The sequence below is a fragment of the Photobacterium sp. GB-72 genome, from assembly GCF_003026095.1.
Taxonomy (GTDB): Bacteria; Pseudomonadota; Gammaproteobacteria; order Enterobacterales; family Vibrionaceae; genus Photobacterium.
Genome location: NZ_PYNV01000001.1, coordinates 97,309 through 119,845 on the forward strand (window position 1 = coordinate 97,309; position 22,537 = coordinate 119,845).

Annotated in this window: 17 protein-coding genes and 4 tRNA genes; 11 read left to right on the plus strand and 10 right to left on the minus strand. The window is 39.4% G+C overall.

Translation table 11 applies throughout. From position 1 onward, the window contains the following. Positions 1-224: 224 nt before the first annotated feature. The 11 genes from C9J40_RS00470 to C9J40_RS00520 all read left to right on the plus strand — a co-directional run bounded on the left by C9J40_RS00470 (position 225) and on the right by C9J40_RS00520 (position 7,243). Entirely contained in the window at positions 225-869 is a 645-nt protein-coding gene (locus C9J40_RS00470) for a riboflavin synthase subunit alpha (RefSeq protein WP_107245336.1), read from the plus strand. A 14-nt stretch (positions 870-883) separates the two neighbouring features. Next, a complete protein-coding gene (locus C9J40_RS00475) occupies positions 884-1,906 on the plus strand; it encodes a glycosyltransferase family 2 protein (protein WP_107245338.1) in 1,023 nt (340 codons plus the stop codon). Continuing rightward, positions 1,899-2,279: a GtrA family protein gene (locus C9J40_RS00480; protein WP_005367375.1), complete on the plus strand. Its 381-nt coding sequence runs from the start codon at positions 1,899-1,901 to the stop codon at positions 2,277-2,279. Before C9J40_RS00475 ends, C9J40_RS00480 begins: the two co-directional genes overlap by 8 nt. After that, complete coding sequence (locus C9J40_RS00485; RefSeq protein WP_107245340.1) at positions 2,276-3,430, plus strand: hypothetical protein; 1,155 nt, start codon at positions 2,276-2,278, stop codon at positions 3,428-3,430. The genes C9J40_RS00480 and C9J40_RS00485 overlap by 4 nt, the downstream gene beginning before the upstream one ends. Before the next feature lie 225 nt (positions 3,431-3,655). Continuing rightward, positions 3,656-5,026, plus strand: coding sequence for an MATE family efflux transporter (locus C9J40_RS00490; RefSeq protein WP_107205844.1), 1,371 nt, complete (start codon positions 3,656-3,658; stop codon positions 5,024-5,026). A gap of 92 nt (positions 5,027-5,118) precedes the next feature. Next, a complete protein-coding gene (locus tag C9J40_RS00495; RefSeq protein ID WP_107245341.1) occupies positions 5,119-6,201 on the plus strand; it encodes a DUF3080 domain-containing protein in 1,083 nt (360 codons plus the stop codon). Between the two features lie 131 nt (positions 6,202-6,332). Beyond that, a complete protein-coding gene (locus C9J40_RS00500) occupies positions 6,333-6,593 on the plus strand; it encodes a DUF5062 family protein (RefSeq protein WP_005367367.1) in 261 nt (86 codons plus the stop codon). A 219-nt stretch (positions 6,594-6,812) separates the two neighbouring features. Next, positions 6,813-6,889: transfer RNA gene (locus tag C9J40_RS00505), tRNA-Val, on the plus strand. Between the two features lie 38 nt (positions 6,890-6,927). Continuing rightward, positions 6,928-7,004 (plus strand) — tRNA-Val (locus tag C9J40_RS00510). Between the two features lie 42 nt (positions 7,005-7,046). Further along, positions 7,047-7,123 (plus strand) — tRNA-Val (locus C9J40_RS00515). Positions 7,124-7,166: 43 nt separating this feature from the next. Beyond that, a tRNA-Val gene (locus tag C9J40_RS00520) sits at positions 7,167-7,243 on the plus strand. Between the two features lie 257 nt (positions 7,244-7,500). Here the strand turns inward: C9J40_RS00520 and C9J40_RS00525 are convergent. The 10 genes from C9J40_RS00525 to C9J40_RS00570 form a co-directional block, all read right to left on the minus strand. Further along, on the minus strand, positions 7,501-7,827 hold the full coding sequence (locus C9J40_RS00525; protein ID WP_107245343.1) for a hypothetical protein: 327 nt from the start codon (positions 7,825-7,827) through the stop codon (positions 7,501-7,503). Between the two features lie 47 nt (positions 7,828-7,874). Beyond that, positions 7,875-9,161 (minus strand): hypothetical protein, encoded by a 1,287-nt coding sequence (locus tag C9J40_RS00530; RefSeq protein WP_107245344.1) that lies wholly within the window; start codon positions 9,159-9,161, stop codon positions 7,875-7,877. After that, positions 9,161-10,423: a hypothetical protein gene (locus C9J40_RS00535; protein WP_107245346.1), complete on the minus strand. Its 1,263-nt coding sequence runs from the start codon at positions 10,421-10,423 to the stop codon at positions 9,161-9,163. The genes C9J40_RS00530 and C9J40_RS00535 overlap by 1 nt, the downstream gene beginning before the upstream one ends. Continuing rightward, positions 10,416-13,502: an AAA domain-containing protein gene (locus C9J40_RS00540; RefSeq protein WP_158259535.1), complete on the minus strand. Its 3,087-nt coding sequence runs from the start codon at positions 13,500-13,502 to the stop codon at positions 10,416-10,418. The genes C9J40_RS00535 and C9J40_RS00540 overlap by 8 nt, the downstream gene beginning before the upstream one ends. A 5-nt stretch (positions 13,503-13,507) precedes the next feature. Further along, a complete protein-coding gene (locus C9J40_RS00545) occupies positions 13,508-14,332 on the minus strand; it encodes a protein kinase (RefSeq protein WP_107245349.1) in 825 nt (274 codons plus the stop codon). Continuing rightward, positions 14,323-16,371: a protein kinase family protein gene (locus tag C9J40_RS00550; protein ID WP_107245351.1), complete on the minus strand. Its 2,049-nt coding sequence runs from the start codon at positions 16,369-16,371 to the stop codon at positions 14,323-14,325. Before C9J40_RS00550 ends, C9J40_RS00545 begins: the two co-directional genes overlap by 10 nt. A gap of 31 nt (positions 16,372-16,402) precedes the next feature. Further along, complete coding sequence (locus C9J40_RS00555; RefSeq protein WP_107245352.1) at positions 16,403-17,287, minus strand: hypothetical protein; 885 nt, start codon at positions 17,285-17,287, stop codon at positions 16,403-16,405. Beyond that, positions 17,287-19,038: a DUF3696 domain-containing protein gene (locus C9J40_RS00560; RefSeq protein WP_107245354.1), complete on the minus strand. Its 1,752-nt coding sequence runs from the start codon at positions 19,036-19,038 to the stop codon at positions 17,287-17,289. Before C9J40_RS00560 ends, C9J40_RS00555 begins: the two co-directional genes overlap by 1 nt. Before the next feature lie 647 nt (positions 19,039-19,685). Next, complete coding sequence (locus tag C9J40_RS00565) at positions 19,686-20,861, minus strand: restriction endonuclease subunit S (protein ID WP_107245355.1); 1,176 nt, start codon at positions 20,859-20,861, stop codon at positions 19,686-19,688. Beyond that, entirely contained in the window at positions 20,858-22,435 is a 1,578-nt protein-coding gene (locus C9J40_RS00570) for a class I SAM-dependent DNA methyltransferase (protein ID WP_107245357.1), read from the minus strand. The genes C9J40_RS00565 and C9J40_RS00570 overlap by 4 nt, the downstream gene beginning before the upstream one ends. Positions 22,436-22,537 lie beyond the last annotated feature (102 nt).

The window sequence follows — 22,537 nt, forward strand, 5'->3', positions numbered from 1 at the left end:
TAGAAAAACTATCAAATAAGCCAATATTTAAAAGTGAGTATTCAATGTCTTACTTTTACTTTTCTTATACAGCATTGATTAACCTTTTCTATGTTATTCACCAATGACAATTAATTGTCAAAAAAACAACTTGGCAATGAAATCCATATCCCTTCTGAGAATAAAGTTATAAAGTGTATTCTTACAGCAATAAGATAACGAATACAAAATAATATAGGTATATTATGACTATTGATGTCGCTAATGATGCCATGCCAATAAGCACTAAAAAAAACCATTCTTGTACAACATTACGTATTACGCTACTAACGTTAATTACGATCTTATCGTGTTATTATCTTTGGGTTTTATATAAAGCAGTAACCCCGAACGTAAGTATTGCGTACAAGGCGTATTACATTAAAACTCAGACTCTCTTTTGGCAGCCTAAAGAGCCTAACCTTGCTCTAAAGATTCCATCATCGCTAGAACTTTCAACAAAAGTTCCCTATTTATCACGCGCAGGATGGAATGAAGACGCTGATAATGGTGCTCGATTATTAACAAGTACTGGCGGGTTTTATTTCACGCTTCCGCATAAGGTAAAGCAAAAGGTTAAAGTCAGTATCACATTAGCATCTTCACTATCCTCACCATTGCACTTTTCAGTAAACCAATGGCATGGCGTTTTTGCACCAACAAAACAATCTAATGTGTTTGATGCCATTATCCCAGCATCTGCATTTAAGTCTGGCGATACATTACAAACATTGCAGATAAAGGCATTAACACCGTTGGCATTTAAGTTGGTGGACTTTGCCTTTTTATCTAAAAACGATAGTCATCAAGCAACAAAACCAACAATCGCGTCACCTTTTAATGATCAATAACTAAGGTAAATAATATGAATAATAACCTTAAAAATACAGACTATACCCTGTCACTTATCGTTCCTGTATATAACGAAGAAGTCGCTATTGAGCCATTTATTAACGAAATCAATAATAAGCTTTCCTCCATCCGCTCACATATTGATATTGTTTTCATTAATGACGGTAGTAAAGATAAAACACAGTCTGTAATTGAAGCTCAAATAGCCAAAGATGATTCAATTAGCTTAATTAACTTCGCTCGTAATTTTGGCAAGGAAGCAGCCATGACCGCAGGCCTTAATTACGTAAAAGGTGATGCTGCTGTGATTTTAGATGTTGATTTACAAGACCCACCAGAACTGATCCTTGAATTTATCCAATTATGGCAAACAGGGGAATACGATACAGTTTATGGTGTTCGTGTTGACCGTTCACAAGATACTTTGTTAAAGCGTGTGACTGCAGGCGGTTTCTATCGTTTCTTCAACTTTTTATCTGCAGAAACAATCTTACCCGAAAATGTCGGTGATTTTCGTCTCATTGACCGATGTGTTATTGAAGCAGTAAAACAATTACCTGAACGTAACCGCTTTATGAAAGGTTTATTGGCTTGGTCTTCATTCCGCTCAATCGGCGTCGATTTTCAGCGTCCTGAGCGAAATGTTGGTGATACTAAATTCAACTATTGGAAGTTATGGAACTTCGCAATGGATGGTATTACAAGTTTTACTGCTTGGCCTCTACGTGTCTGGGGGTTTGTTGGTTTTGGTATCTCGTGTTTATCTTTTACCTTTTTAATGTATGTATTAGTCAGTACTGTTTTCTTTGGTATTCATACACCAGGGTACGCATCAACCATTTCCGTTGTTCTGTTCCTTGGGGGGATTCAATTAATTTCATTAGGCGTAATTGGTGGCTATATCAGCCGCATTTATACCGAACTAAAGCAGCGCCCTATTTACCTTGTTGAAGGTGTCTATGGGAAATATAGTGAAAAAAACACACAACCTCTTGTTACAGAGACAGAAAAAGAGTTAGAAACCATCAATGAATGAGTCATTTTTAAAGCACTTTTGGCAATTAAATCGATTTGCAATTATTGGCTTACTTGCAACAGCCGTACACTTGTCTGTTGTTAGACTATATTTTTTCCAAATCCAAGATCCATCAGAATACAGTGCCAACGTGATCGGTTTTAGTATTGCTTTTTTAGTGTCTTACTTTGGACATCGCCACTTTACGTTTGGACAGAAAGGATCATTTTTAAAATTTTTGGCCGTATCATTGATGGGCTTTTTTATTAACAATTTAATCCTTGCTTCATTGTTGAAATCTGCAATGTTCTCAGGTTGGCTGGCGGTAACAATATCAACCCTTTGCGTACCTGTAATTACCTTCATCTTGGCTAAATTTTGGGTGTTTAAATGACTACATTAAGCTTACCTTCAATCAAAATTAGTCAACAAGAATGGCTGACCATTATATTTGCCGTTATTGTGAGTCGCACCGTTATCTACTGTTTAGGTTTATGGGGAGTAGCCGAGTTTGCTTCTGGACATTATGCTGAACAGCCTTTATTGCAAACTATTTGTCGCTTTGACTGTGTCTGGTTTTATCGGATCATCGAAAATGGCTATGATTTAGTGCCACAATGGCTAAGTCAAAAGAATGCGGCTAACTGGGCATTTATGCCTCTACAGCCCTTTATTGGTTGGATCTTTTCAAAATTTTTCTTTTTTGAAAACCCAATTAACAATGCCCGCTTAGGTTTAGTCATAGCGTCAAACTTAGCGTTTTTATTCAGCCTGCCGATTATTTTAATGGCGTTAAAGCAGCTTAATTTCAGCAAAGCAACGCAGTCTGCTGCTATCTGGTTATTGTGCTTTTCACCTTATACTGTGTATTCAACTGCAGGCTATACCGAACCGCTCTTCATTGTTTTCGTGACTGGTGTATTCCTGTTTAGTTATCGCCAACAATGGGGATGGGTCGCTATTTTAGGTCTATTAGCCGCTATTACCCGTAACCTTGGCGTGTTCTTGGTTTTTCCTGTACTCATTATTGCGATTCAACACTACGGTATAAATAGCTTTTTTCGCTTAAAAACCCCGGCACTGAAAGCAATTTCAGCCATATGGGTGATCCCTTTCGGCTTTTTCACCTATATGGCTTATCTCTACTTTCATGTAGGTGATGCGCTGGCTTTTGGACACATCCAAATTGCATGGGGACGTCAATTAACCAATCCGTTTCACTGGCTCCTCTATGGTTTTGAAACAGGCGGCCCTAAGCTTTACTTAGCCATCATGGCGATACTCGCGTTTATACTAAATATCTATTTGGTCGCGCGTAAATACTACGCTGAAGCCATATTTATGTTCATTTGTTTGATATTACCGCTGTCATCAAATTTAAATGCGATGCCTCGTTATGCGTTTGGGTTATATCCAACCTTTTTTGGCTTACTTTTACTTATTGAACGTTATCCGAATATTAAAACACCAATGCTATGTGTCTTTAGTGCAGCAAGTACTTTTATCGCGATTGGCTTTTACAGCCATATGATGTTTACGGTTTAACTTTCTCGATAAAACAGCAGCTTAATGAGTAAACACTATCTACTAAGCTGCTGTTATTCCCACCCCAAAGCAATAATTATGTAAATTGCCAATATTCTGTTTTGGTTATACGCCTTTTGTTTATATAATCCTGAAAAATCATTGGCAGTACAAAATAGAATGCCATAGAAGCATTTTAATACTTGACTCCTCCCCTTTATATTCCTCTTTTTGGAGCCAAAAATAGTGCATAACTATAAAAAAGAAACCGCGCAGCTTATAAAGCTTGCCGTGCCTGTGCTCATTGCCTCTGTTGCACAAACATCGATGGGCTTTGTTGACACAGTGATGGCGGGTAGTGTCAGTGCGACTGACATGGCAGCCGTTGCTGTTGCTGCAAGTATTTGGTTACCTTCTATCTTATTTGGTGTTGGTTTACTTATGGCACTTGTGCCCGTGGTGGCACAACTTAGCGGCTCAGGTAAAAAAGAGCGTATTCCGTTTGAAGTTCAACATGGCTTCTACCTTGCGATCTTAATATCCATCCCAACCATGTTGATATTGTATAACGCGGGTTCTTTAATCCATTACATGAATGTAGAGCCTGTATTAGCAGAAAAAACGGTCGGTTACTTATATGCCGTACTTTTTGCTGTACCTGCTTTTTTGTTCTTCCAAACTCTAAAGAGTTTTTCTGAAGGTTTATCTTTTACCATTCCAGGCATGGTGATCGGCTTTTTAGGCTTACTGGCCAATATCCCACTAAACTGGGTTTTCGTTTACGGAAAGTTTGGAGCGCCTGAATTAGGCGGGATCGGCTGTGGTGTGGCAACAGCTATCGTCTATTGGTTCATGTTTTTTGCGTTACTAGCGTATGTCTTAATTAATAAACGGTTAAAGAGTGTTGGGGTATTTAGCACATTTTATCGCCCTCAATTAAAAGCGCTTTCACGTTTATTTAAACTAGGCTTTCCCGTTGCAGCTTCGCTATTCTTTGAAGTTTCACTGTTTGCTGTTATTGCCTTACTGATTTCACCATTAGGCCCAAATAAAGTAGCGTCGCATCAGATAGCGATGAACTTCTCATCACTGGTGTATATGCTGCCAATGAGTATTGGTGCAGCGGTGAGCATTCGTGTTGGCCACAAAATGGGACAACAAGATATTGATGGTGCACGTATTGCAAGCCATTGCGGTTTAATTGTCGGTACGGCTTTAGCTATTTGTACCGCTATGATGACGGTTATTTTCCGCGAAGACATTGCCGAGCTCTATACTCATAATCCACAAGTCATCGTGCTTGCTGGGCAATTATTACTACTTGCAGCGATCTATCAATGCAGTGATGCCGTTCAGGTTGTTGCTGCAGGTGCGTTACGTGGTTATAAAGATATGCGTGCCATTTTCTTTTGTACATTCATCGCTTACTGGCTAATAGGACTACCATCAGGTTACGTCTTAGGCCTAACAAACTGGATTGTGCCAGCAATGGGCCCGCAAGGTTTTTGGATTGGTTTTATTCTCGGCTTAACTGCGGCAGCCATTATGCTTGGTTGGCGAATACACCATGTGCATAAACTTGATGCTGAAAAGCAACTTGAAATGTCATACCGATAACACAAAAAGGCGATCATCAGATCGCCTTTTTTGATCTAATATTGATAATAATCAGTATGATGAATATTCACTTAATGCTTTAAGAGACGCCTATGCCTTTATCTATCTCTACTTTCCTTCATAGACTGTCTCTACTACTGATCATCTCAATATTGTTGATAAGCTGTAAAAACAATAACAATGAAGAAGCCTTTAATACCTATCATCAACGTTTAGCTAATGTACTCGATATAGACAAAGCCCCCTTTCCTGAAACGCCTTTACTGGTTTTACCCACAAAACGAGAGCTTACTCAGCCTTTAGCGGATATTAGAATTGGTCTACTTGATGCCTATGAATTACGGCAATGTGGCTTATTCCAATTGATTGCAGAGCGAAATTCGATTTTGGGTAAAGTTCAAGATAAAACCCGCGGTCTCCGCTATGAACTTTTACTATTAGATGGGCTACAGTATTGTTTAGAAACACTGCCTAAAGACTCTGATTTATTAACCGAGCTAGCACCTATTTATCAGCAAAAGAAACAGCAGCTCCCATTGGTTTTTTGGAACACGCTTTTTACTGGAGAAGAATGGCGTAAACAGTTAACGCTAGGCCATCATCTACTTGAAAGTAATCAAACCACTCAATTTAACGCTAGCCTAAGCGCATTTAGCTATATCAATAATTTACTTTCAAATAGCATCAAACGCTCAAATAACATCACTGCACCTTATTCTAACAAGGATAAATATCAGGATCTTTTTGAGCACCAACAACAAATTTATAATAGCCGATATATAGGTGATCTTTTCTATTCAATGCAACGCACCACAACATTGCTGAACACAATTACAGAACAACTTACTCAGTCACAAGATGCAATTTTGTGTGGCAAAAATATGAATCAACAAAAAGCACAATATCTTCGTAATGTTTTCTATAAGTTTTATGTTCCAACTATCCAGCCTTATTTATCAACACTTGATTCACAATATCGACAAATACAGCCCGTTTTACAGCAGATACTTCAACAATTGAATCAACCGAATATTCACCTCTCCTCACCGATGCAAACCTATATAGCATTCTATGTTGATGGCGATCTGTATCAGCAATTTCATGAAGCCACATTAGCGCACGTTAAATTCTGGCAACGTCTGTTTAAACAATGTAAATTCAAAGTTGGACAATAACTTTATTCTAATTTGATAGAATAACTTTGCTTCAAAAATTTGAGCTTTAAACTAAAATTTAAACTCAGCTTCTACAGTCGCGAAGACAATAAATTTGTATATATTTTCGCTAAGGGATATAGGAGATACGCATGAAGAAAACCAAGAATGAAGCAAAACTTCTCAAAAAAGCATTAGAAATAGGCTTTGCATTCGCGAAAAAACAAGGTTTTGGCGATTTAGACCGCAGTGTTGGCTCTACCGACCGTGTTGAGTGTATTTATCGCTTACTGGTTGATTGTAAACAAATCACTCCTCTTGCCGTGGATCAAGAGGACGGCGTTCATATGAAACATAAGCTGGTTTTATGGATCAGCCGCTTACTTCCGCCCGATCACGAACTTTTAAACTAACCTATCTGCTTGTGTAGCGCACATTCTGTTGCGCTACACATTACATTTAATTGGCAATGCCCTACTTAAAAATATGACTTCGACTATTTCATCACCATAATTTTATTAAAACTGGCTATTGTGCAAGCAAACGCACTGAATTTACTAAAAAATCCAACTTTAATACTTGCCTCGTTACAAGTGACTCGCTAATATGCTTGTCGTTCACTAGAACATATTACGAGCGTAGCTCAGCTGGTTAGAGCGCTACCTTGACATGGTAGAGGTCGGTGGTTCGAGTCCACTCGTTCGTACCAATTTATGATTAAAACCAGAAATCATAAATATACAATTTGCGTCTGTAGCTCAGCTGGTTAGAGTACTACCTTGACATGGTAGGGGTCGGTGGTTCGAGTCCACTCAGACGCACCATTTATATGTGCATACTTATTTAAGTAAACGCTATAGAAAATTGGAACCGTAGCTCAGTTGGTTAGAGTACCGCCTTGACATGGCGGGGGTCGGCGATTCGAGTTCGCCCGGTTCCACCAAATTTCATTCGTTGTTTTAAGATGCCGTATAGATAACATATTTGGATCCGTAGCTCAGTTGGTTAGAGTATCGCCTTGACATGGCGGGGGTCGGCGATTCGAGTTCGCCCGGATCCACCAAGTTTCATAAAAAAGCCAAGCGTTGTGCTTGGCTTTTTTGTATCTCTATCAAACAAATCTTAAATTCCTACTTTATCAATAAGAATTAATGTGAATTTATCTTCATTACCCTTTTTCACTATCTTCGATTTAAAAATCAAAAAACAATCAATGTGACCAAAAATCACGAATTACTGAGCACCTTTTATTTTGCAATTAAGTCAGACTCATGTAACCGTACTATAAATCAATAAATCTCATGACTTTCTCAACATAAACTACTTTGAGTTATTGTCCCAATCTAATTTATTTTTCTCTTTACGGTCGTTATCGACTTTGAAATTCGCTGTATCATAATCCAAGGACGCCACTCGAAATCTATAATCTTTTTCGATTTCAATGAGTTCCTCATTCGTAATTGGGTCTAGCTTTTCATTACAGAACCGACACTTTTTTGCCTCTAACCGAACTCTTTCTGCACATGTCGGACACTTTCGTAATTTATCTATTTGCGCTTGTTGTAACTTAATATTATTCCTTTTTCCAGCATTAGAAAAATAACCTAAAACTAAAAATAAAATGATAAATAATAAAATCCAAAACATACCTCACTCCTTAATGATTGATTATTTTTAAAATTAGAAATAACTCTTTACAGCTTCTCTAATTTTCTATCTTTTAGGTAACGCTTAAATGGCGGCCAAACCATAACAACGATTGTGATAAGGGTAATAAAACCCGACAGAATCCAATAAACAGGCGTCATCTGATCGTCGCTAAGAGCCATAATTGTTGCAATCGAACTCGCTGGCACTAACAGTGCAGCCACAAGGGAAACCAGTAAAAGCACCGTATTTGTAGATTCTTCTCTCTCCTGTTTCCAAAGCGCATGATTGTGCTCTAATTCAATAAACGTTTTATCTTCAATCGACGACAAATCAGCTTGCTCGCAAAAGTACTGGTAAAGCCTTTCAGCAAAGGGATATGTCGAAATATGCGTTATTTTGTATTGCCTTCTGAAATTAGAAATACGCTCATATAACTCGCCACGCTGCTTATTACTACAAAGCATCATTTCATCTTTAAAGCGATTTAATATCGTTCTTTGATAAATAACAGCGGCAAATAAATCGAGGTAATAGTGATTAGTAGATAGATTCCATTTCAAAGACGATTCTTCAGGCGTTTGATCCACAAAAACTAAACGATTTAGATTAAATTGACAGCGCCAATCTGCCCAATAATCGAATTGTGAATCGACCAATCTCTGCTTCTCTGTTTTAGACAGTTTATACCTTGGATCATTGCAATTAATGCCTGCACTCAACTCACTAACGCAAATAGACTTATCGTCTTCGAATCCATTTATTTGCTTAATCCAAGTACAATTAACCAGTTCATGTCCGAATGTATCTTCTTCATAATGACTGTCTTGCTGTAGGGAAATATCTAGCAACTCGCTAATATGCTGTTTTAAGCCTTGGGTCTTATCTTCAGCACTAAGCCATTGGCTTACTTTATGTTTTTCAGTTCTTGGCTCCCACTGAAAAACGGTTTTATTTAGCTTAGAAATATCAGATTCAGTAAATGTTAATGGTGAGTCAAAATGAATATACAGCAAGCTCACCTCACCTAAAGCAAGTAACTGTAGCTGAGTAATATTAATAACTTTTTCATCATCTTCATTTTTACTGGGTAGTGACAACGAAAATAGTGGCTTAGTATCACTGCCCTGACTTATCACGTACCTTCCAGACTCAATTGGTCTTAATAAATCAGCACAAGAACGCGAATAAAACCTTCTTTTATCCTTAATTTCATCAACCGTCAGATCTTCTGTCCAATGTTGCCACTTTTCATCGCTGACAATTTTTGCGAATGCTTGCTTAGAAATAAAGAGGGGGAAAAAACCCCACCCTTGCCATTTATATTCCGTCATTAATCTACCACTACTTCCTGTTTGGGTAAGGATTTACTAATCCGTGTAATCGAGTATCGCTCTGCAAGTTCTCGTAACTGTTCAATTTCCTTACTCGGTAGTGTCTTCTCTACATATTTCGCAATCGTTGGGTACTCTCTTTCATCCCTTGGCGTTAACATATATGCGTCACACATCTCCACATATTTACGCAACTTAGCAGCGTCATCTTGCAAATTCTTTTCTCTAAGAAAATAGCGAATTGTCAGCCCAGATAAACTTGAAAACTTGCCCCATGCTTTTAAACCTAATGGTTTAGCGGCTAAATCATCAGTTCCACACATTAGAATACCTTGTTGTCTTGACTCTACGTCTTTAGACAACCACTCAACATTCGCTTTAGTAATGTTGATAATAGGCAAGCCAAATTCATCAAGCGCAATCTCACCTTCACCAAATAATAGTTTTTGTTTTTTCTCTTGTTCCTGATTGAACTCACCCAGTTTTCGTACAATGTTAGGATCTTTTAATGCTGTAATCGTCGCTAAGATTTCCTTTAAATCATATTCGATACACGTCTTACCAAAAGCGACCATCGCTCTCTCTGGCTTATTCCGACCCACTAAAAATAACCTTGTTTGCAGGTATCCTGAGGAATAACCCACGATATCACCAAATGCGAGTGCTTCATCTGTAATGCCAAGGTCTCGTTTAGATTCAATTAGCGAGAGATCCATCCCTTTCAAGTTAACTAGCTGTGACTCTTCTAAAATATGGCTTGATATTATTTTTCCTGTGAATTCCTTACTTCGTAAGCTATCCAGCTCTGTATAAGGTAGTTGGTATGCCTCTCGCGGCAACAATTGTTCTGATACCGCACAATAACGAAAAGCACGCTGAACAATTCTGACAGGCACACCATGTTCAAGGGTTTCTTCACCAAGATCCGTCAGCAGTAATTTACCTTCATCCATTTCGACAAATGAACGGCCAGCCATTTCACTGATATGTTTTGTCACCAACTTCTCAGCAAGACCGGTTAAGACCACAATTGAATTAATAGAGCTAATACCTTGTTCTATTAACTTGAAGATCATCAAGTCAATATCACTGAGCTCCTCTCGGCTACGCTCTTTGACTAAAATTTTCACGTTGAGTATTGGTAATAAATTATCACGAACGTAAAACAGCGTTTCATCTGGCTTTATTTGAGAATTCAAAACCTCAGCGTAGCTTTTTGACATATTGAAATAAGGGTTAGTTGTTTTCTTTTTTTTAGCCATTTTCACTCACCAACGTTTTCTTAGCAGATCGAGTATTTGAGTTTTTACGGTTATTTGATGCGGTATTATATTTTGGTCTTTGAACCGTTTTTGCATCAGGAAGGAAGCGTGAAGCTTGCAGCAATGCGCCTTTCTTATGACACTGACTTTTTAGCAATACCATTGCTTTTTTAAACTCAACATCATGGGCATTCTGTCTGTCAGCACCTTTGGTCAGCGTCTGGGAATCACCAATCATTACCAATTGTTTCTTAGCACGTGTTTGCGCCACATTCAGACGTCTCCAGTCTGATAAAAAGCCCACTTTGCCCTGTCGATTTGAACGCGTAAAAGTGAAAATAATCAGATCGCGCTCTTGCCCTTGGAAGCTATCTACTGATGCAACTAACTCATTTAGAGGCATGGTTAACTCAGACAATTGCCCTCGTTTCTGCTCTCTTCTTATTGCTTTTTGAATCGCCTTTACGTGATTAGCGTAAGGAACAATAATCCCAATCTCGCGATTTTCAGCAAGCTCAGGCATCTCTTTTATTGAAGACTTAAGCAGCGCGATAACAAGCTCAGTTTCACAGACATTGTCTTGTACAACAGCGCGTCCATCTTCAGACGTTGCTTTTTCAGCCTTTTCTTGGAGCCAAGTAGTATCAATCCAGATCATTGGCTGAGGACAATAAGAAAGTAATGGTTGCTTCTTATCCATCCCTACACCCGCAAAATACTTACCTTCATAGAATGCTTCAGAAACAAAATCACTGATCATAGATGGACATCGGAATTGCGTGTCTAACATAATTTTGCGGTCTTCAGGGGCGCCATTCCAAAGGTGTTCAAACCAGCTAAGACGATAGAGATCTTTATAATCACCAAAATCTTTAGCTTCGACTTCTTCTAGAACTTCATCACTCACAACAGGTGGAAGTTGTTTGTGATCGCCAACAAGAATTGCCTTATTAGCACGTGATAACGGAACGATTAAATTATGAAGTTGGATTTGTCCTGATTCATCGACAATAACAACATCAAAATCGAGTTCCCTAAACAACGCCTTCGTATTGATACCAATACAGGTAGCCCCAACCACGTTTACATTTTCCATTAAAATCTTATATAAGGCTTGCTGACGTTCCGTTTTTAATTTATTGAACCATTCGGTAAGGTTGGTATGAATACTGGAAACCTTTACTAGTAGCTCATCAAGACTTTCCATCTCGAATTTAGTCACTTTTTTTCCACTGCTTCCTGGAATATTAATATCATCAACCAGTGAGGTGACTTGTTCGAAATAGCCTTCAATCTGACAATGAATACTGTCCATAAGGCTGTGAGCTTGAGTAATTTTCGATTCAGTTTCCTCAATAGTATTGCCAAGCTGAAAACGCTGATCTTTTAACTCACTCGTCTTGAGATTAACTTTATTGATCCGATAATTAATTAAACTTATTTTTTTGTTATTGAGCCAACGCGACACAGATTTAAATATTGGCCATTCTTTTTGTTGAATCTCACTAATTTGTTCACTTAGTTGCTCTAAGGTATTATTTTTTAAAACAATATCTCGCTCAATTTCAACCAAGCTATCTTTAAGTTCTAATAAGGTGTTGGTATGGTGAGTATGATCACTTTGAGCCAGTTCTGCAGCGTCTAATTGTTCAATGATCTCATCTTTACTAACAAGTAACCCTTTTATATGCGCCAATTGCTGCTCAAGTACTTTCAGCGTTTCATCTGCCGAACTGAACATCCGTTCCTGTAACTTCGCAGCTTTGTTGTCTAATGTAATATCTTCAAGGCATGAGCTGATCTTATTCTCATTACCGATACGAAGACATTCAAAATCATCCTCTTCAGCAAGGCGCTCTAAAACGTTATCAACGGCTTTATTATTTTGCGACGTAACAAGTACCCGTTTACCTTGTGCAGCAAAGTACTTCACCCATTGAAGAATAACTGTGGTTTTTCCCGTCCCAGGAGGCCCTAGAACAAGGGTATAGTCATCACTACCCGCTCCACTATCAATCGCTTTAACTTGAGAAGGCGTTGGTGGGAATTTGCTTGGAGGAACAGGTACTTTTACTGGCGTTAATGGGGAGTGATCGTATACACCTGCAGCCAAAGATAGCAGCCAAGGGTTTTTAGATGTTTCTGACTCAAGCGAATCAACCACTGCATTACGCACCTTCTTCAAGGTTGGTAATGCCGCAACATTCAATAACGCTTGCTCTGGTATTTGCGAATCTAATGCTTGTTTTTCAATACTGACATGGATAATAGGTTCATTCTCAACAGGGTTAAGATCTGCTATCTCCATTAAGATATCTGTCGGTTCACGCATCTCATTCAGCATTTCCAACAATGTTGGCTGCGTCTCAACAAGGCGAGAATAGTCAAACTCATCAAATTTCAATTCATAATGAAGTCGGTAAGTCGTCCTTTCACTTCGCGCAGTGATAGACGTTGCTTGAAAAGGCATACATTGCTGGGCGGCTATCCTTTCAAGTTCGTACTCCGAGTCAATAAAACAGCGAAGTACTTCAACCATTTCTTGCTCTTCAAAAGACAACGACTCTTGTGTTATATCATTCTGCTCTCGCTCTTCTCCTTCAACATTCCAAGGTGACTTAATAATATCCAAAAGCTCTGAAGCGTATTCTCCTGAGCTGTACCTATAGTCAGTCTTTTCTAAGCCAACACCGAACTCTCGGCCAGATAAAAGCCGTACACCACCAAACTCTAAAAGTACGCCCTTTTCAAGCATACGTTGGCGATCTTGGTTGTTTGCATAATAAATACGACCTAACCACAAGCGAGGATTATCATCACTTTTGGCAACATTCATGGTTACTTTGTACTTACCTACAAGCAAGGTAACAAATATGGAATCATTCCTTTTAAATGAGGTAACCCATCCCTTTTGAGCCGATCTTATTTGTTTAATAACCGCTTCTTGAGACTCACCATTATCGGGCCAATTTTTATCAAGATAATTTTTCTCCACTTTATAAAGTAAAGGCAAAATTGATGGGTATTTAGCGGTTTTTTCCTCTGGCCAAAAAGGAACGGTTTGATTGTGTGCCAACATAGTCATTACCTTTTGCTATTTAATTGTTTTGATACGTCTTGTAGCGCTTTCACAATGGTAAATACCTGCTTACTGCGCTTTCGTACGTCAAATTCCAAACCCTGCATTAAGGTATCTTTGAGTTTCTGAGGAATGAGTGGCGGTAATTCAAGGTTCAATTCATCCCAACCAGAACCATCAAAATTAGGTTGAAGTAGAATCGGTGAACCCGTTAATAAAAAATGAATTAACTGAGAAAATGAGAAAATATCAGAAGCATGTGTAAGCCCTGTCTGCCTTACAAATTCCTGTTCGGGCGAGCGATAATGTGCAGTTCCCTCTTCCATCTGGCGTTTTTGGTTAGATAAACCAAAATCGATAAAACTCACATCTCTGACATTGGCGTTTTTATCACAATGAATGATGATGTTTTCCGGTTTCAAATCCCTATGAGTGACATTGTAACGATGAAGTTCAACTAACTTCCATCCCACTTTTTCCGCTATTTTAATTCGCTGAGCGAACTCACGGCGATTTGTTGGTGCTGAACGGATAAATTCATTAAGAGGAATCCCCTCTATCCAGTCCATCAATAAAAAATGCTTATTTCCTTCTTGCCAATACTGATGACATTTTGCAGCAATGCCAAAAGGTAAACGGTTTAACGCAATGATTTCATTTTTAATTTCTTTTATTGCTCTCGCTTCCGCTACCTCAATTTCTTTAAGCCCGTAATACAAGCCAAGTTGAGGAAGCTTGACACGATAAAAAGCCCGTTTAGTTGCATGGCATTGATAAATTACTTTATCTCTAGGGTACTGTTGTGCATAACCACTTGTTGTCATTTCCATGTCTTTAAGACCTCTAACACTTGTTCAATGGTTGGGCGATATTTTGGTGTCACATGAAGAATTCGCTGCCAGAATTCAGCATGTTTTGGTGATACATCCAGCTGTTGACATAACTGCTTCCAAAATACAGGGCGGCGTCCTTTGGTTACCAATTCCTTGGCAGATTGTTCAAAAGGCAATTCGCCAGTTAATGAAAACAATATAATTAAGCCAAAACTGAAAATATCGGCCGCAAAAGTCAGTGATTGACCAGGCTCATTCACTTCTGGCGCTTGATATTTTTGCTCAAACGTTCGGCGTGCATTAAGCGGTAACGTTGCCACCATTTCTTGTTGGCAAAGCTCAAAGTTAATCAAAATAGGGTTACTGTCGTCACCAACACGAATATTCGATAAGTTAATCGCACGGTGAATGATCTCTGGTTCGCCAACAGACTGAATTTGTTTCATTGTCTCAGCGATAGCAATAAGAACATTCAGCCGTGCTTCTTTCGCTGGCTGCGTTTGTAACCATTGTGCCAACGTTGTCGTAGGGGCTTTTTCAACAAACACATAGAATTTATCGTCAACCAACTCCTTATCTTGATAACGTTGCACGCCTTCAACTCGACTCAACCTTTTCAGTACTAACGCTTCTCGACCTAAACTTTGAAGTTCACTTTGGCGATGAACCGCACTCAAATGGTCTAGATCAAAACACTTGGCCCATACCTGTTCATTAAATAAATGGGCGTTATATACGGTGAAATAATCAGTCGATTCAGCTTGTATCGGTGTTAATTCCAGCTCGTAGTCACCTACCGTAATAGCTCCCTGTGCAGGTTGCGTTGGCAACGTAGTCAAATCTTTTACTAACTGATTAATCTCAGAATCTGTCAGTCTTTTCTTCAACTTTTTGCCAAACCTTGCACGGCAGAACTGAAATAGCAGCTCGCTTAATTGCGTTGATTTAGCCACCATAACCTCACCTGCGTGCATAAATGGCGCAGGTGTCGATTGCCCATCAAACACACATTCAACCTCAGCATGATGCGAGGTAAAAATCACAAGACCGGCGTTTTTCAACTCAGGCGTTAAGCCTTTTAATTGAGGCAAATCGCCAAATCGCCTTAAAGATTCACGTAATTTTGTGGCTGGGTTTGATAAATAACTTCTGCCAAGATCGTTTTCCACCAGCAAGCTATTACGCTTATTCGTTCCCATATCAATGGTAATAGCGCCATGATGATCTTTTAATTCCAGCGGAATAACACCGAATGGGTACACCAATAACCCATCAAACAGCCGAGACGAGTTTTCACTTAAAATCGGCGGGCACGAGACAATGCGAAACCCTTCAAACATCGGTTGTTTGAATAGCTCTGTCGCTATTTCAGCCAGGCCTCTTCGTTCATGTAAGCGATCTTCCTGTGGCCCAACAAAAGGGTTATAAGGCCAGTGATGATTAACAAATGACTGGGCATTTGCCATTGGAAAAACAAGTGCCGACCAATCTTGATCACACACTGCTGGCAGTAATTTACGATGTAACTGACCACCACTCAGTGTTTCTGAACTCAGCGCTAATGAGCGCATAAGTGAGCTGTCTAGCCCGTCACTGGTCACTATAAATTTAGTGTGATGATCAGGGGTGAATACCGTGTGCTGAATATGTGGTGAATATTCACTGCCGACAACAGATAAAGGATGGATCTCATCCCCCACCTCTTTGATCTGCTCAACCTGTTTTTCTACTCTGTACAGCCTTATATTGCCCACTAAATGAAGTTCAAAACAGGCTTGTTGTTGCGTGATAATACCTAGCGTCGATTGAACGTTGTTTGCCTGAAACAAATCATGCAGTTCCGCAATCACTTGTTCAGCATTAAAAGGTTCATTCGTTTGATTAACTGTTAGCCAACTACTTAATAAATCCAGACCTTTGTGAACATCAGAACCCGATACCATGTCCGCAATTAACGCTTGACGTCCAGACTGGTGTATCCACGTAAAATCCCCTACGTTGTCTTTACCCGAGACATTTTTAAACTGCAATTCCATTGTCGTTTTCTAGCCATTTTTATATTTATCTTTATCCCAAAAGCTCACAGCTTTCAGGGTATTGTTTTTGGTATTCTTCGATCCGTTTTTTGGTCTCTCTGTATTCTTCCAAACCACATAAGCTGATGCTTAAATGGTCAGACTGAAGCCCCTTTTCTGGCGCAACAGCAAAGCCTTGCCCAGCCTTAATTGCTGCTTTATCAGTCAGTACATATCTATCGTGGATAAACTGATTTGGTACTCGTACATAACTGATTTTTATTGCTGTATCGAGCAAGTGTTTATATTCACGGTCAAACACCCCCGAAAGATTGCTGCACTCCATCGTAGTAACAAGCGTTACTTTCTTTATTTCACCTAACATCGCTTTTTTTAAAATGGCTTTAAATAACGCGTTGTTTGGTAGCTTAAAATAGGGATCGGCAATAATAAGCTCTCGGCCAACATGTATTAATGGCTCGACCACCGACACAATGTCTTCAATACTTTTATCAATCCAACGTGTTGGCGGCATTGCCCATATTTCCGCTCCCTCGATAATTTGCTCATAATTAATGTAAGCCGCCCCGTCTTTTTCAGAAACAACGGCATTAAAACGTCGTAACGATTGTTGTGACCCAATCCATTGCAGCCAATTCTCATAGCCCTTTTGGGTTGTTAAACAAGCGCGATCTGTAGGTAACACAATTAATGGATGCGCCTTTTCCCTCTGTAACTTATTAAGAAAATTCGTCACCGATTTTTGTTTTGTCGGCGAGATGCTAGAAGCCTTAACACTTTTGTAAGCCTCTCTGACCCATTCTTTGGTAGGCGCAATAACATAACGCCCGCTTTCAAACCCAAACGCACTTTTTAACAGACCGTAATAATGAAATTCAGACATACAGTGAGGATCGAGTGCTATCTCTTTATACATCAGAACAACTCCTCATCCCTTTCATCAAAGAAGCCGTTAGGCCAATCTGTTTCAAGATCGCCATCATCAGTTAATAATGTTCTATGCGCGATAACGCCAGACTCAGCAGTTTCGAGATAAATAATCGAGATATCTTCTTTTTTAACCGGCGTTAAATGTTTAGCCAATGTGCCCTCAGTGGTTTCACGCACACGGCGAAGTAAACGTAAAATTAAATGTTCACTGTGGGTTTCAATTAAAAACTGATTTTTCTCATCAACTTGGGTTAATAAATCTCCCAACCCAACTTGCGCTTTAGGATGGATATGTAACTCGGGTTGCTCTACGCAAATTAACCCTTTATTCGCGTAAGCGGCTGCGACAATTAAAGGAAATACCTGAGAAACACCGGCACCAATATCAGCGGCTGATACTTCAATATCATTATGGAGATCCCAAAGCGTAATATTGTTGTTACGGTAAGCCATGGTGGCAATATAAGGCGCAGGCAACGCTTCATCGCGCCCGCTGTCAATTAACTCCTGCGTTGCCTCGCTGAAACTATCGGGATCATGGATATATTCAATCTGGCCTTGTTCACATTTACGAACCAGCGCATAGCCTAAATCCAACTGATCTTTACCTGCCAACCAATGGTTTATTTTTGATAACAACGTTTGCTCAGCATGAAAAACAAGATCCCAACTGGCTTTTCCGTTGTACCAGTCTCTTTGCTTAATATTGGTGTCTGCATCAAAGGTCGAATCAGGAATATGGCGCAGTGGGCCAATGGTTAAGCTGTCTTGCAGCAACTCCTGTAAGTTATCTAAACTGGCAACAAAAATATCACTAAATATTTCTTCTATACGTTTGGTATTTAATGCATCATCCGCTTCAATACTGGTTGTTAGCACTTTGCCAAGCTGAGGAAGTACTCCCCCCATCGATTTGTACTGAAATAACGCATGTTGCTGTATTTGTTGAAGGTGTCGACTGTACATGGTTTCTGCTTCTGAGGTTGCAGACGCCAAAACAAAATCATGAAATTCACCACAAAGCCCCAAAGTACTCGCTTCATGCCCACTAGATATTGATGAATGAACACCTTGCCCCTTGTCTTGACTAGCAAAGTCAGGATGAAATACGCCACCAGCCTCTGTTGACGCGACCCACTCATCTTGCTGATCGGTAATTAACAATGGATGGAGATAATTCACGACATGGACCTGCGCGTTCGGTGAATATTCCGTATTGACCGACTCAGCAATAAACTCGTTGTCTAACCACACAGCCTGACGACATACAAACGCGGTATTCGCAGCCTGCGACCAAGCAATTTCGATTTCGACAGCAATATTATTGGCCCACTCTATCGGGCTACTCATCGATAACAGCTTACGTTGTGTGCCTAATGGATCGTTATTTTCTCTTTCTTTACAATCATCAATAAAAAACAAACTATCGTCATAGCTATGACCAGCCATGACTTCAGGTTTTTGATATTCCACCTTGATCGTAATATTTTTAGATAAATCTTTGCCATGAACGAGATGTTGAAAACCACCGACATACTTGTTATTCATCGCTTCAAGGCGCTGTGGGTTGCACTGGCCTTTTTCGACTATCTGTTGCAGGTAGAATAGCGCCATCAGTACCGTACTTTTCCCCACACTATTAGGGCCAAAAAGCAAAGTAACAGGGGCAAACTCAATGGTTTGAGTTTGTTTAAAAGAGCGGAAATTGGTTAGTGATAACTTTGTAATCTTCATCATTCATTATTTTTCGTTATTGATTATTCGATTTTTGCCTATATAAAAACAGTCACTTAGGTAAAAAGCTAACACCTGCTTAGATATAATCACAGTTTGAACATCACAATTTATAAATAATTTTAATTTTAAAGTTTCGCAATGTTATGCAAAGCAAACATTTGAAATTAATTGCAAAAAATAACTTGTCACTTCCAGCCTTTGTTCTAAAAATTTCACTGCCTAGCAGCAACACTTCAATCGTCACCAGAGCCAGCCTATATAAAGCACCTATCCTCTGTTGTTCTTAGATACTTCCAATAAACACGCCAAGTTATAATTCATTGTTTTTATTGAAAATAGACAAAATCACCCAGCATAAAAAGTAAAATAATTTACTAATGGTAAATATTTTTACAGACATAACAGCGGAGAAAAGTATGGGGATAGAACTCGACTAGAGTACGTATTTTCAAAGCAATAATAGAGAAATGCGCGATTGATGAGATAGAGACAGATGCAAATATGCCTTGAGATATATCCCAAACTCTGGGCTCTAGGGTTATAGAGAAAAATGAGAATTGAGGGTTTACGATTGAGAAATTATTAGCGCAGCTTAATTGACACAGTAAACGTTAAATAAAAAGAGACACCCGAAGGTGCCTCTAAATTTATAGTTGGCCCGAGAAGGCTTTTTGGGAAAGAGAACCGAAAAAATCATCCGCTTTCGCATCTGAGATTTCAAGAGAAGTTAATGATCTCATCACTTTCCAATAAATCTCTTTGAATTTCATTTGCTTTTCAATCGATGGAAATATAGACATCGTCTGTTCAAATTTAGCTTTAGATATATTCAACATCGAACCACTTGAACCTGTTGCTTGGGAAGTCAACCGTTCTTTAAACCTTGGCTGTTGTATTAACATATGCAGAAATTCAGGTATCAAATCTTCATTTGTTTCGACTTTCCATAGTTTATCAGGCAGAAAAACATTATCGTAATCTCTTGTCACTATGCAAGTCGCCGCAACAAGTTCACGAGTGTTAGCACGACTAAATAATAAGTCACCCTTCCTAGGAAAAAGTAAACTCTTTCCCTCTGGGACAATTTCCCTCGATACGAACTTATTTTCGTACTCTTTGAAGTATCCGCTAGTAACGGCACTAACTTTCAGCACTCCAAGTTCGTTCGACGCACATGGAAAACTTTCACCTTTAGCACTCCAACCTGACTGAACTTTATAAAGACCAGTAATTAGTTTTCTTTCTTCCCATCCCTTCGGATTCGTTACCGGATCACCAAACATATCCAAAAACACGCTGCGTAAAAACTCATCGGCAAGTTCAATCGCTTGTTTACGCTTTTGGCGAATCGCATCCGCTTTATCCAAAATAGCCGCGATGCGTTTTTGTTCTTCTAATGGTGGTAGTGGGATTTCTTGTCTCGATATCGTTTGATGACCTAAATGCTTTTGAATCCCACCTTTCATTTGTTGCTGCAATACACTTTGAAATGCTTCCGAAGAAAGTAATAAGTAAAGATAATCTCTATCCACTACCCCTCTATCAAAGGTAATTTTGAACAAATTATTACTTAAGATGCCTTCTTTACCCTTAAAGACACGGCCAGGACTCCCAGTGTTAGCCATAACCAGATCATCAGTAGTAACCTTTTTCTTTTCGAAAGCATCGTCCACAAAGCTAAGCTTTTTATCACTAATAAAATCAGCAATATAAAGATACCTAAATCCTCCTTCATATAGCTCGCTTTGAGTGTTGGCTTTCGTAATCTGTACACCTTGGGTTGTTTCGCAGATATCACCTAGCTTAACCAACGGCCAACTCATAGCATCGACTCCAACTCATTAAGATCAGCCAGAATCTCGTTTTCTAACGCTTTCAATTTGCCAAGGATCACTTTAGGTTCTTCATAACTTTCTTGCTCGTAGACTACTTCTTTATAGCGGTTGATAGACAAGTCGTATTTGTTCGACTTAATGTCATCTTTTGCCACTAAGAAGGCTTTTTGAGTTTTGTCCGCCCATTGTTCGGTAGACTCACCTGCCATCACTGCCGCTTGGTAAGCTTTGTATTGCTTAACCAGATCAGGCAGGTCATTATCTTTAATTGGGGTGCGCTTATCATCGAGCGATTTACCATCGGCTTGTACATCGTAGAACCACACATTATTGGTGCTACCGCCTTTGGTAAAAATAAGAATCGCGGTAGAAACGCCTGCGTATGGTTTAAACACCCCACTTGGTAATGAAATCACCGCTTCTAACTGGTTGTCTTCTATTAGGTGTTTCCGCAGGGTTTGGTGCGCTTTTGAACTACCGAATAACACACCATCAGGTACGATGGTGGCGGTGCGGCCACCTACTTTCAACATGCGTTGAATAAGTGCCACAAACAGTAATTCAGTCTTTTTGGTTTTCACCACTTTTAGAATTGCGGGATCAACGTCTTCTTCATCTAAGCTGCCTTTAAATGGCGGGTTCGCTAAGATGATATCGAAACCGTTTTTCGCTTCATCAGGAAAGCGCTCAATAAAGCTTTGGCTCAATGTGTCTTGATAGTGAATATCAGGCTGTTTCACCCCGTGCATTACCAAGTTCATTGCTGCTACACGTAACATGGTTGAGTCAAAATCAAAACCGTGGAACATGTCGTAATCGATATGTGTGCGCTTTTCGAGCAAGTCACCTGCGTATAAATAATTGAATACTGGGTTACCATGCACGTCTAATACTGGCTTACCTTCTTTATCAAACGCTTGTTCTTTTTCGGTGCCTTCTGGTGAAGAGTACTTTTCCAGTAAGTATTCATAAGTCGATGATAAGAAACCGCCCGTACCACAAGCCGGATCACAAATGCGGTGAGTTTCTTCCACGTCTAACATTTCGATCATCGCACGAATAATATGGCGCGGTGTACGGAACTGACCATTAATGCCTGCGGTAGTCAATTTAGACAATAAGTACTCGTATAAATCGCCTTTTACATCTTTGTTTTCTAGTGGCAGTTCACTGACTAACTCCACCGCTTTGACTAATAGTGATGGCTTTTGGATCATCAATTGCGCATCTTTCATAAAATCCGCAAACAGGGTGTCATCAGATGTGAGATCTTTGAAGTTCGGGAATACTTCATCTTTTACGAGTGGGTATAACTTTTCTGCGCCAAGGTGACGGAAGTTTTCCCAGCGAATGTGTTGTTTATCGTCAGCAAAGCGGCGGTTAAAAGGCTTACCTGTACGAGCACTGCGTTTTTCATCATTACGCTCATTCATGTCTAACATACGGGCGTACATTAAATAGGTAATTTGCTCAACAACGGTTAATGGGTTGGTAATACCGCCAGTCCAAAACTCTTCCCATAACTTGTCAATTTGGCTTTTTAATGCGCCTGATGTGATCATTTTTATTCTCTTTGTTTATTGCGCCAGCCCTTCAACAGTGAGGCCAGTGCGTTATGTATTGTTGTTATGCGCGTTAACGCTTTCTCGTGTAAAAAGAGTTTC